The organism is Streptosporangium sp. NPDC049078 (assembly GCF_040648855.1).
Classification (GTDB): Bacteria; Actinomycetota; Actinomycetes; order Streptosporangiales; family Streptosporangiaceae; genus Streptosporangium.
On the sequence record NZ_JBEZEL010000022.1, the window covers coordinates 13,095 to 32,331 of the forward strand.

A 19,237-nucleotide genomic window follows, 5' to 3' on the forward strand; every position below is an offset into this window, starting at 1 on the left:
GGGGCTCAGCGGCTCTTCGACCGGACGCGGTTCAGCGGGTGGACTCGCGGTTGAAGAGCCTCTTCGACCAGAGGTAGCCGCCGAGGCCGATGACGAGGCACCAGCCGACCGCGATGGCGGCGCTGTTTCCGATCGGGGTGCCCATCAGCAGGCCGCGCAGGGTCTCGATGAGCGGTGTGAACGGCTGGTACTCGGCGAACCAGCGCAGCACGGTCGGCATCGAGTCGGTCGGGACGAACCCGCTGCCCAGGAACGGGAGCAGCACCAGCGGCAGGCCGACGTTGCTGGAGGACTCGACGGTCTTGCTGGCCAGGCCGAGCGCGACCGCCAGCCAGATGAAGGCGAAGGCCATCATCACCAGGACCCCGGCGAGGGCGAGCCAGTCGCCGGGGCCCGCCGACGGCCGGAAGCCGATGAGCAGCGCGACGCCGAGCACCGCCGCGATGCTGAGCATCGTCTGGATGAGGCTGCCGATGACGTGTCCGGTCAGGACGGACACGCGGGCGATCGCCATGGTGCGGAACCGGTCGACGATGCCCTCGGTCATGTCCATCGCGATCGAGATCGTGGTGCCCTGGATCGCGGCGGTGATCGTCATCAGGATGATCGCGGGGGTGACGTAGTTGACGTATTCGGCGCGTCCGCCGGTGACTCCGCCGATCCCGGCGCCGAGCGTGCCGCCGAAGACGTAGACGAACAGCAGCAGGAAGACGATCGGCATGCCGATGAGCTGCAGTGTCATGGACGGGTAGCGCACCATGCGTCTGAGGTTGCGGCGGAGCATCGTCGCCGAGTCGGTCAGGGCGTGCGACATGGTGCTCATCGGGAGGCCACCTTCTCCTTGTTGCCGGTGAGAGCGAGGAAGACGTCGTCGAGGTCGGGGGTGTGCACGCTCAGCGAGCCGACCTCGACCGCGTCGCGGTCGAGCCGGTCGAGCAGGGCCTTCAGCGATGTGAGGCTGCCGTCGTGCGGTACGCGCAGGACGAGCGTGTCGCTGTCGCGGGACACCTCGCCCACGGCGCGTGCGGCGGATTCGAGGTCGCGTTCGTCGGCGAACCGCAGCAGGACGTGGCCGCCGGGGACGCGCCGCTTGAGCTCGTCCGCGGTGCCCTCGGCGACGATCTTGCCGTGGTCGAGGACCGCGATCCGGTCGGCGAGCTCGTCGGCCTCCTCCAGATACTGGGTGGTGAGGAAGATGGTGACGCCACCGGCCACGAGCTCCCGCACGATCTGCCACATGGCGCGGCGGCTGCGCGGGTCGAGCCCGGTGGTCGGCTCGTCGAGGAAGATCACCTGTGGTGAGCCGACCAGCGTCATCGCGAGGTCGAGCCGTCGCCGCATCCCGCCGGAGTAGGTCGCCGCCGTCTTCTTCGCCGCGTCGGCGAGGTCGAACTGATCGAGCAGCCGCGCGACCCTGCGCCTGCCCGTCTTGCGGTCGAGGTGGTGCAGGTCGGCCATGAGGGCGAGGTTCTCCTCGCCGGTGAGCAGGTTGTCGACCGCGGAGAACTGGCCGGTGACGCCGATCGCGGCGCGCACCGCGTCCGGCTCGGTGGATAAGTCGTGGCCCGCGACGCGCGCGCTGCCTCCGTCCGCCCGGATGAGGGTGGACAAGATCTTGACCGTGGTGGTCTTGCCGGCGCCGTTCGCGCCGAGCAGCGAGAAGACGGTGCCGCGCGGGACGTCCAGGTCGACGCCGTCGAGCACGACGTGGTCGCCGTACGAGCGGCGCAGCCCGGTCGCCGTGATCGCGGAGGGGGACGGCATGTTCATGAGAGACCCTTCTGATGTCTGGTCAGGAGCGACGGACGGTGATGTCGCCGAACGACGTGTGCGCGCGGACCTCGACGGTCTGCTCGGACTCCTCGGGTGCCTCGCCGAGGTCGTCCAGCGAGTTGGACACCCGCCCGTAGGAGGTGTCCAGGTCGAGCCATGCGGCGGTGCCGGAGGCGATGCCGATGTCGAGGTGGCCGGTCGAGGTGTGCAGCGTGACCGTGTCGCGTGCGACCCGGCCGACGCGAATGGCTCCGTTGGAGGTCTTGGCGTCCACCAGCGCGTCGGCCCGGTCGACGGAGATGTCACCGTTGGCCGAGCGCACCCGCAGCTCACCGGTGACGGTGCCGAGGTCGGTGTTGCCGTTGGAGTTCTTGACGACGGCGGCGCCGTCGATCTCGCCGATGCGCACGCGTCCGGTGCCGGTGGAGACCTCGACGTCGCCGGTGACCGCTTCGACGGTGATGTCACCGCCGGAGGTGCTCAGTCGAAGCGGCCCGGTCCGGTCGAGGTGGAAGTGCCCGGCCGACGCCTTGAACCGGCACTCTCCCAGCGTGCCGACGCCGCGCAGGTCTCCCATCGACAGGTCCGCCTGCACGTGTGAGCCGGTGGGGAGCTCGATGAGCAGGTCGACCGATCTGGTCTTCTTGGAGAAGTCGAGCATGCGGGCCTTCGGCCCTCGCACCGTCAAGGTGCCGTTGGCGTATTCGACGCGGGTCTTCTGCGCGGCGTCCACGTCGGACTCGTCGGACGCGTCGCTCGGCCGCACCTCGACGACGGTGTCGGTCCGGTCGCTCGCGATGATCTGGACGTCGCCGATGAAGAGCTCGATCGTGGCGGAGATCGGTTCGGGCGTGGCGAAAATTGGCATGGCTGTCCCCTCGGAGTGAGTCAGAAGAACATTTCCGCTGGTCGGAAGTGTGTGGAGAAAGTGGCTCTGGATGTCGGGGTGGGCCGGTGAGCCCGGCCGGTGAAACGCCGTACGCCGCGTTCGCCGCGTCGGTCGGGTGGGCCGGTGAGCCCGGCCCGTGGGACGCCGCGCGACGCGTCGGTCGGCTGGGTCAGCGAGCCCAGCCGGTGGAACGCTGCGCGCCGCGTTTGCCGCGTCGGTCGGAGTCGTGGTCGCGCTCCGAGGCACGCAGCGCGGTCGAGGCGGCCCGCACCAGCCAGGCGTTGAGCGAACGGCCCTCCTTGGCGGCCGCCTCCTCGATCGCGGCCTTGAGCTGCTCGGGGAGGCGGACGTTGATCCGTGTCACCGGCCCGTCCTCGAAGCTCGCCGCGGCGTCGTCGGCCGACGGCGCGCTCAGAGCCGGGGTGTCGGCGGCGAGATGCTCCATCTGCCGAACCGCCACGACGAAGCTCGGGTCACGCCCCCGCAGGTGAACCTGGACCGAACCGGGAGCCAGATCTCGGGTGATCTCGTCGGCGGCCGCCGACAACGCCTCAAGCAGGGTGAGCCGGATCGCCGACTCCATCGAAACGGTCAACCGCTCGATCAGCACACTGGCGTCGCCTTCACCGGTCTCGGCGGCGGTCAGCAACTCGCGACCGAGCGAGGCCACATACGGGGTCAAGTCCATGGCATCACTATGGCACACGGTGATGCCACACACAAGCCATATTGGCTCAGCTTGGCATCACTCTGGCTCAGGCGCCGTTCGGGTGATGCCGACCTCGCAGGCGACGTGGCGTTCGACGGCATCCTCATCACCGCCGATCGCCGCACGGGGAGGCAGACGCTCGTTTCCGCCGTCGGCGGTCCGGCGCCTAAAGGGAAAGAAGACCCTGGTCAGCGGGCTATGTATGTGATCATCGCCGGGTGGTCGACCGGGACGGTGCCGTTGTAGCAGCTGACGTACCGGATGCTCACATACGTCGAGTACGTCTCCCAGGGGTAGTACAGATTGCAGAACTCCGGGCCGTAGCCGAACGCGGTCACCTGGACGTTGTCCGCATATCCGTTGACCCCGCCGAACATCACCTGTTTCCTGGCGACCCCGAAATTGTTGAGCTGCAGGCCCCCGGACTGCGAGTTGTAGCTGACCGGGTACGGCGTCGGCACATAGGGGCCCTGGGTCGTGGGGGCGTTGTCGAAGGTGTAGGCGAAGCGGTACCCCGAAGGTGTCCAGGTGATGGCCCGTTCGCGGTGGTAGGTCAGGCTCCATCCGGTGTTCAGTGATGTGCCGACGGCGTCGTAGCAGCGCACCACGATGCTCTGCGCGGCCGTCGTCGCGCTCCATCCGCCCAGCTTGCAGTGTGCCGGTACGGTCGGCTCGACCGCGGTGACCTGGATGTTCCCAGCCTGGCCCGCCGAGCCGAGTCCCGGCAGGGTGACCCGCCACGTTCCCGGGGCCGTCAGCGGCACGACGGTGTTCACCGCGGTCGGCCCCGAGGAGTTGAAGCCCGTGGCCACGGCGGAGCCGTCCCAGTGCACGTACCCGAACGCCTGGCGCGCGGGCAGGTACTGTTCGCTGGAGCCGAAGGTGACCGAGAACCGCGAGGCGATCGGCCCGACGCCGTACCGGTGACACCGCACCGCCACGATCTCGTCGGCGCCCGACTGCCACCAGCCTTCGACCTGGCACCAGTCGGCTGAGGAGGAGATCGCCGTGACGTGGGCGACTCCCACCGCGGCCATTCCGATCTGCGGGAACCTCACGAACACCTGACCGGGCTCGCCCTGGGTGGCCTCGACCTTGAGCCCTTGCGGCCACGAGCCCGCCTGGTGCAGGGTCTCCACCACCGCACTGCCTCTGACGACGGCGAATCCCCAGCGGGGAGGCTCGGCCGCGGTGGCGGTCACAGTGGCTGCGGCGGTCGCGACGGTCCCGGTGAGCCCGGTCGCGGCGAGAGCCGCGACGCAGAGCGTTCTTACGATCACTGCCCATAGCCGGCGCATGTCATCCCTCGTCCGCATCGGAGTGGTGGTCATGAGCGGGGATGGCGCGGGCGCCCCCAGACTCTTGATAACCCGCCGACCGGGCGGTCGAGAAGGCCCAATTTGACCGCTGAACTTGACTCCTGTTCGACGGTAAAGGTCGAGAGTGGTTCACCTTCTCAGCGCGGGGGGCACAGACCGATGACCACCGACCGCCGTCCCGCCTTCCGAGCCGCGCCTTCCGGGGTAACCCGGCGAGCTTCTCGCCGGGCCACCCCGGTCGGATTACGGGATGCGGGCCGATCGAGCGAGACGATCAGGCGATCAGGTGAATGGTCGAGAGAGACGGGCGGTGACGCCAGTCAGGTTTTCGGCTTCAGCAGGTGGTGCCGCAGCCGCACGTAGCCGTACCCGTCGGACAGGTTGAGCGTCGCCACCTTCGGCGTGACCCAGGAGAAGGTGCCGTCAGAGTCGTGATCCCGGAAGTCGATCTTCACCCAGGTGTGGGTGTCGCCCACCGCGACCACCGTTCCCTCCTCGAAGTGGAGCCGGCCGTTGATGGCCGGCATGTCCACCACCCACCGCTCCGTCTCAAGATCGGGGACGGCGTAGACGGTCTGCTCCGCGATGGAGGGCCCCAGCGGATAGTCCTCGAACAGCCGGCCGTCGGCGACGACATCGGACCACACGACCACGGTGCCGACCTTCAACCCCGCAACGGCCACCACCGGAGGCCGGGAGACGGCGGCCTTCTTCGCCTGGAGGTACTCCTCGTAGCTCGCGGCGGTGAACACCGGGGAGATCTCCCCGGGAATCACGAACTCCTCGCCGGGATGCCTCGGACCGAAGACGAAACGCACGGTGATGGTCTTCTCGTGCACCGTGAACCGGTATTCGATCGGCGAGTGATGACCTTTGTCGTCGCGTTTGTAGGAGTGAGCGCACAGGGCCTTGTAGACGGCGAGGACGCGGGGACCCCAGTTGGCCAGGTCACCGGGGTCGGCCGGGATCACGTACGCCGCTCCCATCTCGATCAGACGGGTGACCAGTTCCTTGATCGCCCCTTCCGTCGAGTCGGCGGAGCACTTGGGCGCCAGACCGGCGACCAGTCCGAAGGAGCACTCCCAGGCGCGCTGGAAATCCTCGATGTGTTCCCGTTCGGAGATGCGAACCTCGGCGGCGTCCTCGGTGGTTATCTCCGCCACCAGGTTGAAGGCGCCCCCCTTCGGCTCAGCGGGCTTCCACACGCAGGGCTTGCCCGACTGGAGATAGCGGACGATGCCGCCGCCCCACCCCTGGGAGGTGCAGGTCGCCATGTCGAACTGGAACGTGCCAACACCGATCCCGAAGGAGTCGTGCTGGGACGGGTCGTACGGCGGACCGCTGACCAGGACCAGGTCGCCGGGTTTCCCCTGCGTGGCCAGGGTGATCGTCCTCGGCGTCCAGTAGTCGCTTATCCCCAGCGCCTTGGGGAATCCGCGCAGCTGGTCGGGTGCCACGACTCGGTAGTTGTGAGGGGGGTGATAGGAGGTGCTCATGCTGGTCAACCTAACCCGCACGGGACTCGCCGACCAGCGCTATTTTCGCTGATTTCCATTTATGGTGCAGAGTTCAATATAAATCGCTTTTTTGATGGTTTCAGCTGTTTTGTAACTGAATCCTTCTCGCCGACGTACCGGGCGAGCGGGCATGACGAAGCCATGACACCCCCATGGGGTGACCGGGAATCTACAGCACCTTCCGTGGTGCGAATACCACGACACCCGGACCAAAGGCTCACTTCCCACTGGATAGCTTTGAAAGAGCGCCGTCAAGGCCCCCGGTCCGATGCCCCCTGAGCACACCCGACGTACGGCATCCCGGTCGGATCGGAAGTCCCGGAAGCTCAACGCCTCGTCCAGCACCAGGAGGTCACGTGAATTCCTTGGAGCTCGAACGCCGTCTGATCGAAGCGATCAACGCTCATGATCTGCACCGATTACTCGACTGCTACAGCCCGGACGCCGTCCTCGTCTCACCGGCGGGCACGCTGGAGGGACACGAGCAGATCGCCTGGTTCTACGAGCAGTACTTCAAGGGGTTTCCCGACTTCAAGAAGACGGTCTGGCTGGAGGTCCCCTGCGAGGATCCCGTGGTCGCGGAATGGACGCTCACCGGCACCCACACGGGGCCCTTCCTCCTGCCCGACGGGCGCGAGGTGGAGGAGACCGGCCGCCGCATCACCGTCCGCGGCGCGTGCATGGCCTACGTCGCCAACGACAAGATCATTACGCAACGGGACTACTTCGACCAGCTGGAGCTGTACAGCCAACTCGGCTTCGGCCTGACCGACCTCGGCCTCCCCGGCACGTAGGTCCTGACCGAAGGCGGGTAGGTCCTGACCGAACCCGGCCTCCCCGGCACGTAGGTCCTGACCGAACCCGGACACAGGTCCCGACCGAACCCGGCACACAGATCAGGCGCCCGCCCCCGGGCCACCCCACCCCCTGCCACAGCTCCTTAGGTTAGGCTCTGCTAACTTCTACAGCGATGCAGTTGCAAGCGCCATGATCGAAGGAGCACCCCGGTGCCGACGTCCCTCCCCAGAACCATGCTCAAACTGGCCACCACGGGTGCTCTCCTCTTCGGTCTGGCCGCGTGCGGCGGCGAGTCCGCGGACACCGGCGATGCCGCCGGCCAGGCGGCCGAGAAGAAGATCACCGTCTACAGCGGGCGCAACGAGGCCCTGGTCAAGCCCCTGCTGGAGAAGTTCACCGCGCAGAGCGGCATCGCCGTCGAGGCCCGCTACGCCAGTACCTCGGCCATGGCCACCCAGCTCCTGGAAGAGGGGGAGAAGTCACCGGCGGACGTCTTCTTCGCCCAGGACGCCGGCGCGCTCGGCGCCGTCGCCAAGAAGGGGATGTTCGCCCCGCTTCCCGCCACCGTGCTCGACAAGGTGCCCGCCACCTACCGCGCCAAGAGCGGGGAGTGGGTCGGCGTCACCGCCCGCTCGCGGGTGCTGGTCTACAACCCCGACCTGGTCCCCGCCGACCAGCTGCCCACCTCGGTGTTCGACCTCACCGCTCCGGAGTGGAAGGGCAAGGTCGGGGTGGCCCCGACCAACGCGTCCTTCCAGTCGTTCGTCACCGCCGTGACCGTGCAGCACGGAGAGGCCAAGGCGAAGGAGTTCCTCGCCGGGCTCAAGGCCAACGAGCCGCAGATCCGGGAGGGCAACGGCCCGATCCTGGAGGAGGTCGACTCCGGCAAGGTCGCCGTCGGCCTGATCAACCACTACTACCTGGGCGAGCTGGCCAAGGAGCGGGGCAAGACGCCCGACGGGCTCGCCGCCAAGCTGCACTTCTTCCCCGACGGGGACAGCGGCGCCCTGGTCAACGTGGCGGGCGTCGGCGTGCTGAAGAAGGCCGCCGGCAACCCCGACGTGCAGACCTTCGTCGACTACCTGCTCGGCGCCGAGGCGCAGAAGTACTTCGCCGAGGAGACCTTCGAGTACCCGGTCCTCGCCGACGCCGCCCCGCCCGCCGGGGTGCCCGCCCTGGACGAGCTGAAGGTCCCCTCGGTCGACCTGAACGACCTCGACCAGCTTGAGGCGACGATCGCGCTCATCAAGGAATCGGGACTGGTCCCCTGAGAACGTCGCCGCTCTCCGTGAGGCGGCCGGGTCGCGGCGGATCCTCGCCGCGGCCCGGCCGTCCCGGCGTCCCGGCAGGAGGTGCGAGGCGGCCCCGTCCGGCCAGGCCCGTGGTGCTGGCGCTGTCGGTGCTCGCCGTCGCGGTCGCCCTCATCCCGCTCGCCTACCTCGCCGTCCGGACCGCCGAGGCGGGCGGCGCCAGGATCGCCGAGGAACTGCTCACCGCGCGGGTCGCGGCGCTGGCGGCGAGCACGCTCGCGCTCGCGGCCGTGGTGACCTTCGCCTGCCTGGTGCTCGGGGTCGGCTCGGCCTTCCTGCTGGTGCGCACCGACCTGCCGGGCCGCCGCGTCTTCGCCGTCCTCGCCGTCCTGCCCCTCGCGGTGCCGACCTACATCGCCGCCTTCGCCTGGGTGTCGGCGGTGGACGGCTTCGAGGGCTTCTGGGCGGCGGCCCTGGTGCTGACGCTCTGCTCCTACCCCTACGTCCTGCTGCCGACCGCCGCGGCCCTCGCCGGTGCCGACCCGGCGCAGGAGGAGGTGTCGCGGTCACTGGGCCACGACGCCTGGCACACCTTCACCCGGGTGACGCTGCGCCAGATCCGCCCCGCGATCGCCGGTGGCGGGCTGCTGGTGGCGCTGTACGTGCTGTCGGACTTCGGCGCGGTCTCGATCCTGCGCGCCGACACCTTCACCCGCGCCATCTTCCTCGCCTTCGACCTCGGCTTCGACCGTACCGGCGCGCTGGTGCTGTCGACCGTACTCGTGGCGCTGACCGTGCTCATCCTGGCCGGGGAGGGCGCGACCCGACGGCGCGGAGCCCGCTATGCCCGGCTGAGCGGCACCCGCCGCCCGCCCGCCAGGGCCGCCCTGGGCGCGGCACGCCTGCCCGCCGCGACCGCGCTGCTCGCCGTCGCGGTCCTCGCGCTCGGCGTCACCGCGTACAGCCTCGCCCGGCGGATGGCCGAGGGCATCTCCCGTCCGGGAACCTGGCCGGAGGTGCTGGCCGCCGCGGGCAACTCCCTCCTGCTCGCGCTGGCGGGGACGGCGCTGACCATGCTGCTCGCCTTGCCGGTCGGGGTGTTGAACGCCCGGGTGCCGGGGCGCCTGTCCGCGACGCTGGAGCGGCTCAGCTACCTCAGCCACGCCCTGCCGGGGGTGGTGATCGGCCTGTCCCTGGTGTTCTTCGGGATCAACGTCGCCTTCCCGCTCTACCAGACGACCTGGCTGCTCGCGCTCGCCTACGCCGCGCTCTTCCTGCCGCTGGGCGTCGCCGCCGTCGCCACCGCGACGGCCCAGGCGCCGCCCGTACTCGAAGAGGTCGCCCGCTCCCTGGGCAAGGGGCCGCTCGCGGTGCTGGGCACGGTGACCCTGCCGCTCACCCTGCCGGGGATCGGCGCCGGCGCGGCGCTCGTCTTTCTCACCTGCATGAAGGAACTGCCCGCGACGCTGCTGCTCCGCCCGACCGGTGTCGACACCCTCGCCACCGAGCTGTGGTCGAACACAGCGGTCGCCGCCTACGCGGGCGCCGCCCCCTACGCGGTGTTGCTCGTGTTGTTGTCATCGGTGCCCACCTGGCTGCTCGCCGCGCGTACCGGGATTCTCAGCAAGGAGGTTCAGCGGTGAGCCGGTTGGAACTGCGCGGGCTCGCCCGGCGCTACGGGTCCGTCGCCGCCCTCGACGGGGTCGACCTCACCGTGCCGAGCGGCACCCTCACCGCCGTCCTCGGCCCCTCCGGCTGCGGCAAGACGACCCTGCTGCGCTGCGTGGCGGGCTTCGAACGCCTCGACGCGGGAGAGATCACCGTCGACGGGCGGGTCGTCGCCGGTCCCGCCGCGCACACGCCGCCCCAGCGGCGCCAGATCGTGATCGTGCCGCAGGAGGGCGCGCTCTTCCCCCACCTGTCGGTGCGCGAGAACGTGGGGTACGGGCTGAGCCGGGCCGAGCGGCGGGGCGACAGGATCGAGGAGGCGCTGAGCCTGGTCGGCCTGGCCGGGTACGGCGATCGGATGCCGCACCAGATGTCCGGAGGACAGCAGCAACGGGTGGCGGTCGCCCGCGCCATGGCGCCGCGCCCCTCCCTCATCCTGCTCGACGAGCCGTTCAGCGCGCTCGACGCCGGGCTCCGCGCCGAGTTGAGGCACGACGTACGGGCCGCGCTGCGCGCGGACCGCGCCACCGGGATCCTGGTCACCCACGACCAGGGCGAGGCGCTGTCGACGGCCGACCAGATCGCGGTGATGCGCGAGGGCGTCATCGTGCAGAGCGGCTCCCCCACCGACGTCTACCACCGGCCCGCCGACGCCTGGGTGGCCGCCTTCGTCGGCGAGGCGATCCTGCTGTCCGCACAGGACGAGCCGGGTCACCACGGTGATCCCGCGGTGTTGCGCACCGCGCTCGGCCCGGTCGTGGTGGCCGAACTCCCCCCGGGAGGCGGGGCGCTCACCGTGCTGGTCCGTCCGGAACAGGTCCGGATCACCACGCCACCGGCACCGCAGGCCGTGATCGCGACCGTGGTCGGCGACGACTTCCACGGCCACGACGCGCTCGTCACCCTGAGCCTGCCCGACGGCACGCACGTCACCGCGCGGGTGACGGCACCGACCGAGCCGATGACCGTCGGCGACAAGGTCGGTGTCCAGGTGGAGGGGGGCGGCCTGGCCTGGCGCGACCGGCCGGGCACCGGGTGACACGGGAGGACGCTCCTTCCCGCCCGGTCTTCCCACGGGGTGAACACGGTCGCACCGGGTGAACACGGTGGCACCGGCCATGGTCACGGTCCTCGTGCGGTCCCGTGAATGGGCGGCGCGCTCATCGACTCGCCGAGGAGGCCGGCTGGGCCGAGGCCGGCCGGGGGCCGCCGGCCACGGCTGCGCCACCAGGCGATGGCGGCCTTCATCTACCGCGTCGGCGTAGGTGTCGGGCCGATCATGTCCGGGTGGGATCACGCCGACGGCGATCAAGCTCACGTGTTCGCACCCCTATGTCTTTCTCATTATCGATAGTGATAATGTTCTGATCGTGAGTACTTCGACAGGGCGCTGGGCCGAGTTGGCGCTCCATCCCGTGCGCATCCGCATCCTGGGCGCCGTGGCCGGCGGCCGTCGCACGGCATCCGATCTGGCGGGCCTGCTGCCCGACGTGCCACAGGCGACGCTGTACCGGCAGATCGCCACGCTGGCCAAGGCGGGTCTTCTGGAGGTGGTGGACGAACGCAAGGTCGGAGGAGCGACGGAGCGGATTTACGCCGTGGCGCAAGGCGGGGTGACCCCCACCGCCGAAGCGCTGGCTTCGACTTCCACCGAAGATCACGCGCGGTATTTCACCGCGTTCATCAGCAGCCTGCTGTCGGAGTTCTCGCGCTACCTCGCCAGGGAGCACGTCGACCTGGCTGCCGACGGCGCCGGCTACCAGCAGCTGGTGCTGCACCTGGATGACGAGGAGTTCATCCGCTTCGCGCAGGGGTTCGCCGAGTTGGTCCAACCCCTGCTCACCAACGAGCCGGGACGAGGCCGCACGGCCCGGTTGCTGGCGACGATTCTCCTCCCTCTGACGAAAGAAGGCTGACACATGGCGACGGTGATCATCAAAGACGGTTCGATCATTATGGAGTTCGGCCCGTGGGAGCGATTCTTCGTCGGCCGCGCCCGGCACACCATTCCCTTGGCAGCGGTACGACAGGCGATCGCCGCGGATCAGCCGCTGCGTGTCCCGCGCGGCGCAAGAAGGGGACTGACCGTGTCAGGCCACACCAAGATCGGCGTGTGGGGCCTCTACGGTGGTCCACGGCAACTGGTGTCGGTCAACCGCCACCTGCCCGGAGTGCACCTGCTGCTGGATCGCGCGAGCTCCGGCGGCGAATTCGACGAGGTCGTCATCTCGGTCCCCGACACCGACCGGCTCGTCGAGGCGATCCGGGCCGTGGCCTCATGAGCGGCATCGAGGTCCGTAACCTGACGAAGAGGTACGGTGCGCTCACCGCCGTCGACGACCTCAGCTTCACCGTCAGACCGGGAGCGGTCACCGCCTTCCTCGGCCCCAACGGGGCCGGCAAGACCACGACCATGCGCATGATGATCGACCATGTCGTGCCCACGTCCGGCAGCGTGACGATCGGTGGACGACGCTACCGCGACATCCCTCGTCCGACCACCGTGGTAGGCGCGGTCTTCGACGCCGCCTCCTTCCATCCGCACCACTCGGCAAGGGACCACCTGCGAATCTACGCCGCGATGGGCGGATACCCCAGTGGCCGGGTCGAGGACCTGCTCAGCCTTCTGGGCCTGGCCGGGGCCGCCGGGCGCAGGACGGGCGGTTTCTCCACCGGCATGCGGCAGCGGCTCAACCTGGCCACCGCTCTGCTGGGCGACCCCCACGTCTTGCTGCTGGACGAGCCGAGCAACGGCCTGGACCCCGAGGGCATCGCGTGGCTGCGGTCCTTCCTGCGCGATCTGGCCGATGAGGGCCGCACCATCCTGGTCTCCAGCCACGTGCTCAGTGAGGTCCAGCAGGTCGTCGACGACGTGGTGGTCATCAGGCAGGGGCGGTTGCTGGCCGCAGGCTCCCTGCGTGAGCTGTCCGATACGACGCAAGCCGTGCTGGTACGCACGCCCGACGCCGCCGAACTGCGGCCGATCCTGTCACGCCAGGCCCACCAGGTGGACGCGACCGGCCCGCAGAACCTGCGCGTCCACGGTCTCGACCCGGCCCAGATCGCCGATCTGGCCGCCGCTCACGGGTTGCGCGTCCACGGCCTGACCACCGAACACCGCAGCCTGGAGGAGATCTTCCTCGACCTGACCGGCGAACGGACGAACGCATGAAGCCCCTCATCCACGCGGAGCTCCGCAGACTGCTCGCCACCCGGATGTGGCTGGGCACCCTACTCGTGGCCGCCCTCCTCGGCGGCGGCCTGATCGGACTGCTTGCCCTCGTCGGACCGGAGAACTTCGACCCCCCGATGCCAGGGCTGCACACCGAAGCCGGAGTGCGAGCCGTTGTCGGCTTCCTCAGCTTCACCGCCTTCATCCCCGCCGCGATCGGCACCCTGGCCGTGACCTCGGAATACCGGCACCGGACCGTCAACTTCACGTTCCTGTTCGCGCCGGAGCGCTGGCGGGTGCTGGCCGCCAAGCTCATCACCTACGGTCTGGCGGGCATGATCTACGGACTCGTCCTGTCGGGCACCGCTGCTGTGGCGTTGTTCGGCGCCGCCGCGGCCCGCGGCATCAGCCTGGGGCTGCCCGCCGGGACCGTCATCGAGCTGCTGGGCCGCCTGGCGGTCGCGATGGTCGCCTACACAGTGCTCGGCGTGGGCATGGGCGCGCTGATTCGCCACCAGATCGCGGCGTTGTGCGTGGTGATCGGCTACCTGTACGGGGCGGAGCTGCTGCTCATCATGATCCCCGGTGTCCGCAACCTGTACCCCTGGCTACCCGGTGGCGCGACCGCGGCACTGACCGACTTCACCGCCGTGGCCGACGCCATGGCCCGGCAACTGTCCAGCGACCCCGTCCAGTTGGTGTCTCCGACGGCCGGGACGTTGATCCTGCTCGGATACACCGCGCTGGCGAGCACGGCCGCGCTGCTCCAGCCGATGCGCCGCGACCTCGCCTGATCGCTCCCAGCCGGCTCCGTCGCCGCCCCGATCTCCGGGAAGCGCAACCATCTTCTTGTCGGCCAGGCACCGGCGCGGCCTGCTCCGGCCGTCTGTCCTGACCCGCCCTCGCGCGGACCGCGATCAGGTCACGCCGAACGCAGGTCGCCGTCGAAGACCTTGTCCAGGAAGTCCTCCAGGTTGACGGTGGTCCTCGCGATCCGCTCCTCCATGGTGAGCGTCTCCTCGAACCGCACGCCGGCCTCCGACCGTTTGATGCCCCGCATGTAGAGGGAGCAGGCGAGGTCGGCGCAGATGTAGGTGCCGACCGTGTTGCCCTGGCGGCCCGCGGCGCCGACCCTGGGCGCGACGAACAGGGCGACCCCGCTGCCGGAGTGGGGGGTCACGCAGATCGAGCACACGGTGCTCTTGGTGAAACCCCTGCGCACATCCTGCGCGACGCGCAGGGTGACGCCGACGAGCTCGCCCTGCCGCTCGACGACCAGGTAACCCCGGTCGGGAGCCCCAGGATCGCGCCAGCCGAGGAAGTCGAGGTCGGCCCAGGGGAGCTCGGGCAGGCCCCTGGGCAGGTTGATCCTGCTCGCCTCCCCCTTGGAACAGTTGACGAAGGCTCTGCGTATCTCTTTCTCGCCGACCGGATTCATCACTCACCTACCGTTACCACGATCATCGGAAAACCTCCCCGCGCCCCGCCTCCGCCGGCGCCGCGCTCGGCGCCTCCACCGGCCCGCGAGCGGTCAGGTCATGCGCGACCAGGACAGGTTAGGCCAGTCCGCCGACCGATCGGACCAGGTCGGACCCGGATGGGCAGGCCGGGGCAGGGCTCGGCCGGGCCGAGGTGCTCTCGGCTCTTCGGGCAGCGGCCAGTGTCTCAGCACGTCCCGGAGGACGTCGAGGGATTTTTCCACGGCTCGGCGGCCGAAAGGCGACGGGAAAGAGACGGTGGCCGGTCCCCGTGGGGGCCGGCCACCGCTTCAGCGGCCCTGACTCGGACGAGGCGTTCCGTTCCCCGAGGGAATCTCATGCCGTTTTCGGCCCTCGCCGAACAGCGGCCGTCAACGCGCTGAGCCCCGGTAAATCCAGCACGGACGAGAACAGCATTCGGCATAGGCTGAGGACCAGGGAACCTGGAAGCTTCCAGGGTGCTGTTAGGGCGGGTGGATGCGAACGATCCTCTTACAGGCCGAAGGCTCTGGCGCCGAACCGGCCGTCATCGAGCTTGCCCCAGGCCACGAGATCGTTTTTGGTCGCGGGACGGCGAGCGTCCCCGTCGACTTTCCGCTGGATCATCCGGAGATCTCCAGGCGGGCCGGGGTCATCCATGCCATGGAGGATTACTGGCTGCTCACCAACCTCAGCCGTAATTCCACCCTGGTCGTGGAGAATCCCGAAGGCGGAGGAGAGTTCCTCAAGGTGGCTCCTCGGCGGGTCGCGGCGCCCGTGCCGTTCGAGTTCGCCCGCGTGGTGCTTCCGGTGGCGGGCGGCGCCTGTTCCTTCCTGGTGTTCGCCTCGCAGCACAGTTTCATCGACCCCGACACACCCGAGAGTCTGACGGTCGGCGAGCCGACGATCTCCAGCTTCTCCCTGGACGAGACGGCGAAATACTTCCTCGTGCTGGTCGCGCTCTGCGAACCGCGCCTTCGCGACTGCGCCTCCTCGGTCATCCCGACGGTGCCGGAGGTGTTGGAGCTGCTGCGCGAGGTGCCCGGCTGCGAGGGGTTGACCCGCGCGGCGGTCAACTTCCACATCGACTATCTGGCGCGTAAGAAACTGCGCGTCAAACCGTCGGCCGGTTCGCGCAAGGCCGACTGGCAACGCGCCGCGCTGGTCTCCGTCGCGCTGCGCTTCGATCTGGTGCGGGAGGAGCACCTGCAGCGACTGAGCCTGTGATCACGGCTGACGCCCGGCGCCCCCTCCCCGCGATCACGGCCGACGCCCCCTCCGCGCGATCGCGGACGCCCCCTCCGCCCGATCACGGCTGACGTCCGACGCCTTTCCACGCGATCACGGCTGACGCCCGCGGCGCCCCTCCACGCGATCACGGCTGGTATTCGGCCCGGTGCTTCCGCACCCGTTCGACGAACGACCGGAACCGTTCGGGAACCCCGTTCTCCTCCCGGATCACCCCGTCGGAGGAGCGGAAGGCCGCGGCTCCCAGGAGGCCTGGATCTCCGGGCACCCCGGCCAGCAGAGGGAGACGTACGCACAGATAGCGGCCGACGGCGGGGATGGTGTCCTCCGGCGACAGGGGCGGGGTGAGAATGACGCCTCGACGGTCGGCGGGCAGGTAGTACTGCAGCACCGACGGCGTCCAGCGCGCGAGGCCGTACTCGTCTTTCTCCACGTCGTGCAGTCGCGCGTCGAAGCCGCTCTCCGTCTTCAGTATCGCGGCGACCAGCGCCGGGCTCAGGCCCGGCTCGTCGCACATGGTGCCGGCTTCGACGATCAGGGCGCGGTACTCCCGGGGGATGTCGGAATCGGCACGCAACCAGCGCCCGAACGGATCGGCCACGGACGCGTCGACCATCCCGGCCCCCGACGCGCCGGCCAGTACCAGAAAGGCCGCGGCCACCATCCCCGCCGACCGGATGCCCGTGCGCCGCGGCGGGGCCTCGGTGGTACCGGCCAGCACCCGCGCCCGGTAGAGCTGGCGGGCCGCACTGGGCCGGAGCCTCGCGTCAGGGGCGAGGCAGTCACTCACCCAGGAACGCCAGGTCTCGGGAAGCGAGACCGGGAGCGTCAGGGGGCGCTCGCCTGCCGCGTACTCGACGGCGGCGACGTAGCGCGCGCGGGCGGTCGGGGCGCTGAAGGGAAGATGGCCGGTGAGCAGCCGGCACGCCATCACGCCCAGCGCCCAGACGTCGGCCGAGAAGCGCACGGCGTGTCCCCGTTCGGTCACGGACTCGCCCCAGCGTTCGGGAGGCACGTGGTCCACCGAGCCCATCGGGGGAAGATAGCCGTGGGTCCCGTCTATCTCGGTGCTCAGGCCGAAGTCGGCGAGACGTATCGAACCGTCGGCCATCATGAGCACGTTGTTGGGCTTGAGATCTCCATGCACCCATTTCTCGGCGTGCATGTACGCTATTCCCTCGCAGATCTCGGCGATCAGCCTCGGCGCGTCGGGAACGGGTTCCCCCGCTCGGATCAGATCGGCGAGCGACCGTTCCGCCAGGTCCATCACCAGAACACACGCGCCGTCGAGATCGGGATTCTCCTGATCGTCGACGACAAGCGTTTCGTGTAATCGAATAAGCCGGGAATGCTGGAGCCTGCTGTGCAGACGTATTTCCCGCTGCGTCATTTCCATGAGATGTTTCAGCTGCCGTCGGGTGACCGTCCCCGTGGGCAGAAACTTCAACGCCGAGGGCGTCGAGTCCTCCCCGTCCCGAACCCCCACATAGACGCTCCCCCAACTCCCCGTGGCGACGGGCCTGCCGACCCGCCATTCACCGACGCGATATCCTCGGGGAACATCGACCGCCCACCCCGCGTTGTCCATCGGTCTCCGCCCCCCTTGATCATCCTTCGATCGGAATCATCTCAGCACGGTTCCTCGAATCGTTCGCCGGAATCATCGGCGCACAGTCCCTCGAATCGTTCATCGGTTTCACGTCGCGTAAATCGATGTTCTTTGTGAGCATCCTCGCCGGACTTTCCGCGGTGATCATAACAGGCGACTCGGGGTCGTTCCCCGTCCTGGATAACAGGCGCACCGGGATCGCCCCCGCCCCGAATGCCGAGCGGCTCGGAATCACCTCCCGCATCGAACGGCGAGCGAACCGAAAACCCCCTCGCGTCACCGGCGTCGAAAGCCGATGATGAACGGGTGCCCGCCACCTCCCCCTCCGCCCCGCGCACCCCAGGCACGACCGCACCGGCCGCCCCCTTCGCCGGGCGGCCCGTCGGCGCGGTCGCACTCGCCGCGTTCGCCGTGCTGCTGGTCGCGAGCCCACGCTACGGCTACCACCGGGACGAGCTGTACTTCCGGATGCTGGGCGAACACCCCGCCCTCGGATACTTCGACACCCCGCCGCTCACCCCGCTGATCGCGCGGGCCTCGGTCGCCGTGTTCGGCGACACCGTGGTCGCCCTGCGCGTCGTTCCCGCCCTGATCGCGTCGCTCACCGTCGTCCTGGTCGCCCTCCTGGCCCGGGAGCTCGGCGGCGACCGCGGGACGCAGATCGTCGCCGCGGCGGGAATCGCCACCACGAGCCTGCTCCTGATCGGCGGGCACTCCCTGCTCACCCTGGGTGTCGATCTTCCGTTCTGGGTCGCGGCGGCGCTGTTCGCCGTACGGGCGCTGCGTGGCGACGGCCGCTGGTGGCTCGCTGTGGGCGCCGTCGCGGGGGTGGCGACGTACAACCGGCAGCTGATCGTGTTGTTCCTGGTCAGCCTGGGGGTGGGGGTCTTGGTGGCGGGGCCGCGCGACGTGCTGCGGGAGCGTGGGCTCTGGCTCGGCGCGCTGCTCGCGCTCGTGATCGCCGCACCCAACCTGGTCTACCAGGCGACCCACGGCTGGCCGCAGCTGGTGATGGCCGGGGCGCTGGAGGCGGACGAGGGCTCGGGCAACCGTCTCGCCTTCCTGCCGCTGCAGTTCCTGCTGCTCGGCCCGCCGCAGGCGGTCCTCCAGGTGGTCGGCGCCGTACGGCTGTGGCGAGAACCCCGCCTGCGCTGCCTCGCCCTCGCCTATCCACTGGCCTGCGCGCTGACGCTCTACTCCGGCGGGCGCCCCGACTACGTGGCGGGCCTGCTCGTGCTGCTCTTCGCGGCGGGGTGCGGCCCGGCCGTCCGGTGGATGTCCTCGGGTGGGGGGCGACGCGTACTGGTCGTCGGCGCGCTCGCGGTCAACGCGGTCACCTCCGTCGTCATCGCGCTGCCGGTGATCCCTCCCTCTGCCCTGGAGGGCACCCCGGTCGCCGGGATCAACGAGGTGGCGCGCGAGTCGATCGGATGGCCGGAGTTCGCCGCGCGGGTCGCGGCGGTGGTCGACGGGCTCACGCCCGAGGAGCGCGCACGGGCCGTGCTCCTCACCGACAACTACGGCGAGGCCGGGGCGCTGGACCGCTACGCCGACCAGTACGGCCTTCCCGAGGTCCACAGCGGGCACAACGAGCTCTACTGGCGCGGCCCGCCGCCCGCGTCCGCCCGGGTCGCCGTGGTGGTGACCGACTCCCCCGGCGGCTACGCCCGCGCGTTCACCGCCTGCGAGGAGCGCGGCAGGATCGACAACGGCGTCGGCCTGTCCAACGAGGAGCAGAACCTGCCCGTCCTCGTCTGCCGTGACCCGCTGCTGCCCTGGCCGCGGCTCTGGCCCCAGATGCGGCACCACAGCTGACCTCCCCCGATGG

Annotated in this window: 18 protein-coding genes; 10 read left to right on the forward strand and 8 right to left on the reverse strand. The window is 69.6% G+C overall.

From position 1 onward, the window contains the following. Positions 1 to 31: 31 nt before the first annotated feature. The 6 genes from AB0B90_RS32155 to AB0B90_RS32180 all read right to left on the reverse strand — a co-directional run bounded on the left by AB0B90_RS32155 (position 32) and on the right by AB0B90_RS32180 (position 6,186). Complete coding sequence (locus AB0B90_RS32155; RefSeq protein ID WP_350945681.1) at positions 32 to 823, reverse strand: ABC transporter permease; 792 nt, start codon at positions 821 to 823, stop codon at positions 32 to 34. Beyond that, on the reverse strand, positions 820 to 1,770 hold the full coding sequence (locus AB0B90_RS32160; protein WP_362926183.1) for an ATP-binding cassette domain-containing protein: 951 nt from the start codon (positions 1,768 to 1,770) through the stop codon (positions 820 to 822). The genes AB0B90_RS32155 and AB0B90_RS32160 overlap by 4 nt, the downstream gene beginning before the upstream one ends. Positions 1,771 to 1,792: 22 nt before the next feature. Then, positions 1,793 to 2,641 carry a DUF4097 family beta strand repeat-containing protein gene (locus AB0B90_RS32165; protein ID WP_350945683.1) on the reverse strand — a complete coding sequence of 283 codons (849 nt, stop codon included), beginning with the start codon at positions 2,639 to 2,641 and terminating at the stop codon, positions 1,793 to 1,795. A 190-nt stretch (positions 2,642 to 2,831) separates the two neighbouring features. Beyond that, the gene (locus tag AB0B90_RS32170) at positions 2,832 to 3,350 is read right to left on the reverse strand and encodes a YlcI/YnfO family protein (protein WP_362926184.1); all 519 of its coding nucleotides are present in this window, start codon (positions 3,348 to 3,350) and stop codon (positions 2,832 to 2,834) included. A 209-nt stretch (positions 3,351 to 3,559) separates the two neighbouring features. Beyond that, on the reverse strand, positions 3,560 to 4,651 hold the full coding sequence (locus AB0B90_RS32175) for a hypothetical protein (protein WP_362926185.1): 1,092 nt from the start codon (positions 4,649 to 4,651) through the stop codon (positions 3,560 to 3,562). A 359-nt stretch (positions 4,652 to 5,010) separates the two neighbouring features. Next, positions 5,011 to 6,186: a hypothetical protein gene (locus AB0B90_RS32180; RefSeq protein ID WP_350945686.1), complete on the reverse strand. Its 1,176-nt coding sequence runs from the start codon at positions 6,184 to 6,186 to the stop codon at positions 5,011 to 5,013. A gap of 377 nt (positions 6,187 to 6,563) precedes the next feature. Between AB0B90_RS32180 and AB0B90_RS32185 the strand changes: the two genes are divergently transcribed. The 8 genes from AB0B90_RS32185 (at position 6,564) to AB0B90_RS32220 (ending at position 13,889) form a co-directional block, all read left to right on the forward strand. Next, the gene (locus tag AB0B90_RS32185) at positions 6,564 to 7,001 is read left to right on the forward strand and encodes an ester cyclase (RefSeq protein WP_362926186.1); all 438 of its coding nucleotides are present in this window, start codon (positions 6,564 to 6,566) and stop codon (positions 6,999 to 7,001) included. Positions 7,002 to 7,214: 213 nt separating this feature from the next. After that, positions 7,215 to 8,276, forward strand: coding sequence for an iron ABC transporter substrate-binding protein (locus AB0B90_RS32190; RefSeq protein WP_350945688.1), 1,062 nt, complete (start codon positions 7,215 to 7,217; stop codon positions 8,274 to 8,276). A 110-nt stretch (positions 8,277 to 8,386) separates the two neighbouring features. Continuing rightward, on the forward strand, positions 8,387 to 9,898 hold the full coding sequence (locus AB0B90_RS32195; protein ID WP_362926187.1) for an iron ABC transporter permease: 1,512 nt from the start codon (positions 8,387 to 8,389) through the stop codon (positions 9,896 to 9,898). After that, positions 9,895 to 10,962 carry an ABC transporter ATP-binding protein gene (locus AB0B90_RS32200; protein ID WP_362926188.1) on the forward strand — a complete coding sequence of 356 codons (1,068 nt, stop codon included), beginning with the start codon at positions 9,895 to 9,897 and terminating at the stop codon, positions 10,960 to 10,962. Before AB0B90_RS32195 ends, AB0B90_RS32200 begins: the two co-directional genes overlap by 4 nt. A 331-nt stretch (positions 10,963 to 11,293) precedes the next feature. Next, on the forward strand, positions 11,294 to 11,839 hold the full coding sequence (locus tag AB0B90_RS32205) for a helix-turn-helix domain-containing protein (RefSeq protein ID WP_362926189.1): 546 nt from the start codon (positions 11,294 to 11,296) through the stop codon (positions 11,837 to 11,839). A 3-nt stretch (positions 11,840 to 11,842) separates the two neighbouring features. Continuing rightward, a complete protein-coding gene (locus AB0B90_RS32210) occupies positions 11,843 to 12,205 on the forward strand; it encodes a hypothetical protein (protein ID WP_350945692.1) in 363 nt (120 codons plus the stop codon). After that, the gene (locus AB0B90_RS32215) at positions 12,202 to 13,095 is read left to right on the forward strand and encodes an ATP-binding cassette domain-containing protein (protein ID WP_362926190.1); all 894 of its coding nucleotides are present in this window, start codon (positions 12,202 to 12,204) and stop codon (positions 13,093 to 13,095) included. The genes AB0B90_RS32210 and AB0B90_RS32215 overlap by 4 nt, the downstream gene beginning before the upstream one ends. Next, positions 13,092 to 13,889 carry an ABC transporter permease gene (locus AB0B90_RS32220; RefSeq protein ID WP_362926191.1) on the forward strand — a complete coding sequence of 266 codons (798 nt, stop codon included), beginning with the start codon at positions 13,092 to 13,094 and terminating at the stop codon, positions 13,887 to 13,889. Before AB0B90_RS32215 ends, AB0B90_RS32220 begins: the two co-directional genes overlap by 4 nt. Before the next feature lie 128 nt (positions 13,890 to 14,017). On the opposite strand, the gene AB0B90_RS32225 is transcribed toward AB0B90_RS32220, so the two are convergent. Then, positions 14,018 to 14,533, reverse strand: coding sequence for an FBP domain-containing protein (locus AB0B90_RS32225; RefSeq protein WP_350945695.1), 516 nt, complete (start codon positions 14,531 to 14,533; stop codon positions 14,018 to 14,020). A 517-nt stretch (positions 14,534 to 15,050) separates the two neighbouring features. On the opposite strand from AB0B90_RS32225, the gene AB0B90_RS32230 reads away from it, so the two are divergent. Continuing rightward, complete coding sequence (locus AB0B90_RS32230; protein ID WP_350945696.1) at positions 15,051 to 15,779, forward strand: hypothetical protein; 729 nt, start codon at positions 15,051 to 15,053, stop codon at positions 15,777 to 15,779. Positions 15,780 to 15,927: 148 nt separating this feature from the next. Here AB0B90_RS32230 and AB0B90_RS32235 read toward each other — a convergent pair whose 3' ends face one another. Then, positions 15,928 to 17,388 (reverse strand): serine/threonine-protein kinase, encoded by a 1,461-nt coding sequence (locus tag AB0B90_RS32235; protein WP_350945697.1) that lies wholly within the window; start codon positions 17,386 to 17,388, stop codon positions 15,928 to 15,930. Positions 17,389 to 17,715: 327 nt separating this feature from the next. Here AB0B90_RS32235 and AB0B90_RS32240 point away from each other — a divergent pair, with 327 nt between their 5' ends. Then, positions 17,716 to 19,224: a glycosyltransferase family 39 protein gene (locus AB0B90_RS32240; RefSeq protein WP_362926192.1), complete on the forward strand. Its 1,509-nt coding sequence runs from the start codon at positions 17,716 to 17,718 to the stop codon at positions 19,222 to 19,224. Positions 19,225 to 19,237 lie beyond the last annotated feature (13 nt).

Bases quoted from the DNA above. Each gene is read 5' to 3' on its own strand.
- AB0B90_RS32170 (WP_362926184.1), bottom strand. From the start codon at position 3,350: ATGGACTTGACCCCGTATGTGGCCTCGCTCGGTCGCGAGTTGCTGACC.
- AB0B90_RS32180 (WP_350945686.1), bottom strand. From the start codon at position 6,186: ATGAGCACCTCCTATCACCCCCCTCACAACTACCGAGTCGTGGCACCC.
- AB0B90_RS32235 (WP_350945697.1), bottom strand. From the start codon at position 17,388: ATGGACAACGCGGGGTGGGCGGTCGATGTTCCCCGAGGATATCGCGTC.
- AB0B90_RS32220 (WP_362926191.1), top strand. From the start codon at position 13,092: ATGAAGCCCCTCATCCACGCGGAGCTCCGCAGACTGCTCGCCACCCGG.
- AB0B90_RS32165 (WP_350945683.1), bottom strand. From the start codon at position 2,641: ATGCCAATTTTCGCCACGCCCGAACCGATCTCCGCCACGATCGAGCTC.
- AB0B90_RS32210 (WP_350945692.1), top strand. From the start codon at position 11,843: ATGGCGACGGTGATCATCAAAGACGGTTCGATCATTATGGAGTTCGGC.
- AB0B90_RS32225 (WP_350945695.1), bottom strand. From the start codon at position 14,533: ATGAATCCGGTCGGCGAGAAAGAGATACGCAGAGCCTTCGTCAACTGT.
- AB0B90_RS32155 (WP_350945681.1), bottom strand. From the start codon at position 823: ATGAGCACCATGTCGCACGCCCTGACCGACTCGGCGACGATGCTCCGC.
- AB0B90_RS32215 (WP_362926190.1), top strand. From the start codon at position 12,202: ATGAGCGGCATCGAGGTCCGTAACCTGACGAAGAGGTACGGTGCGCTC.
- AB0B90_RS32160 (WP_362926183.1), bottom strand. From the start codon at position 1,770: ATGAACATGCCGTCCCCCTCCGCGATCACGGCGACCGGGCTGCGCCGC.
- AB0B90_RS32230 (WP_350945696.1), top strand. From the start codon at position 15,051: ATGCGAACGATCCTCTTACAGGCCGAAGGCTCTGGCGCCGAACCGGCC.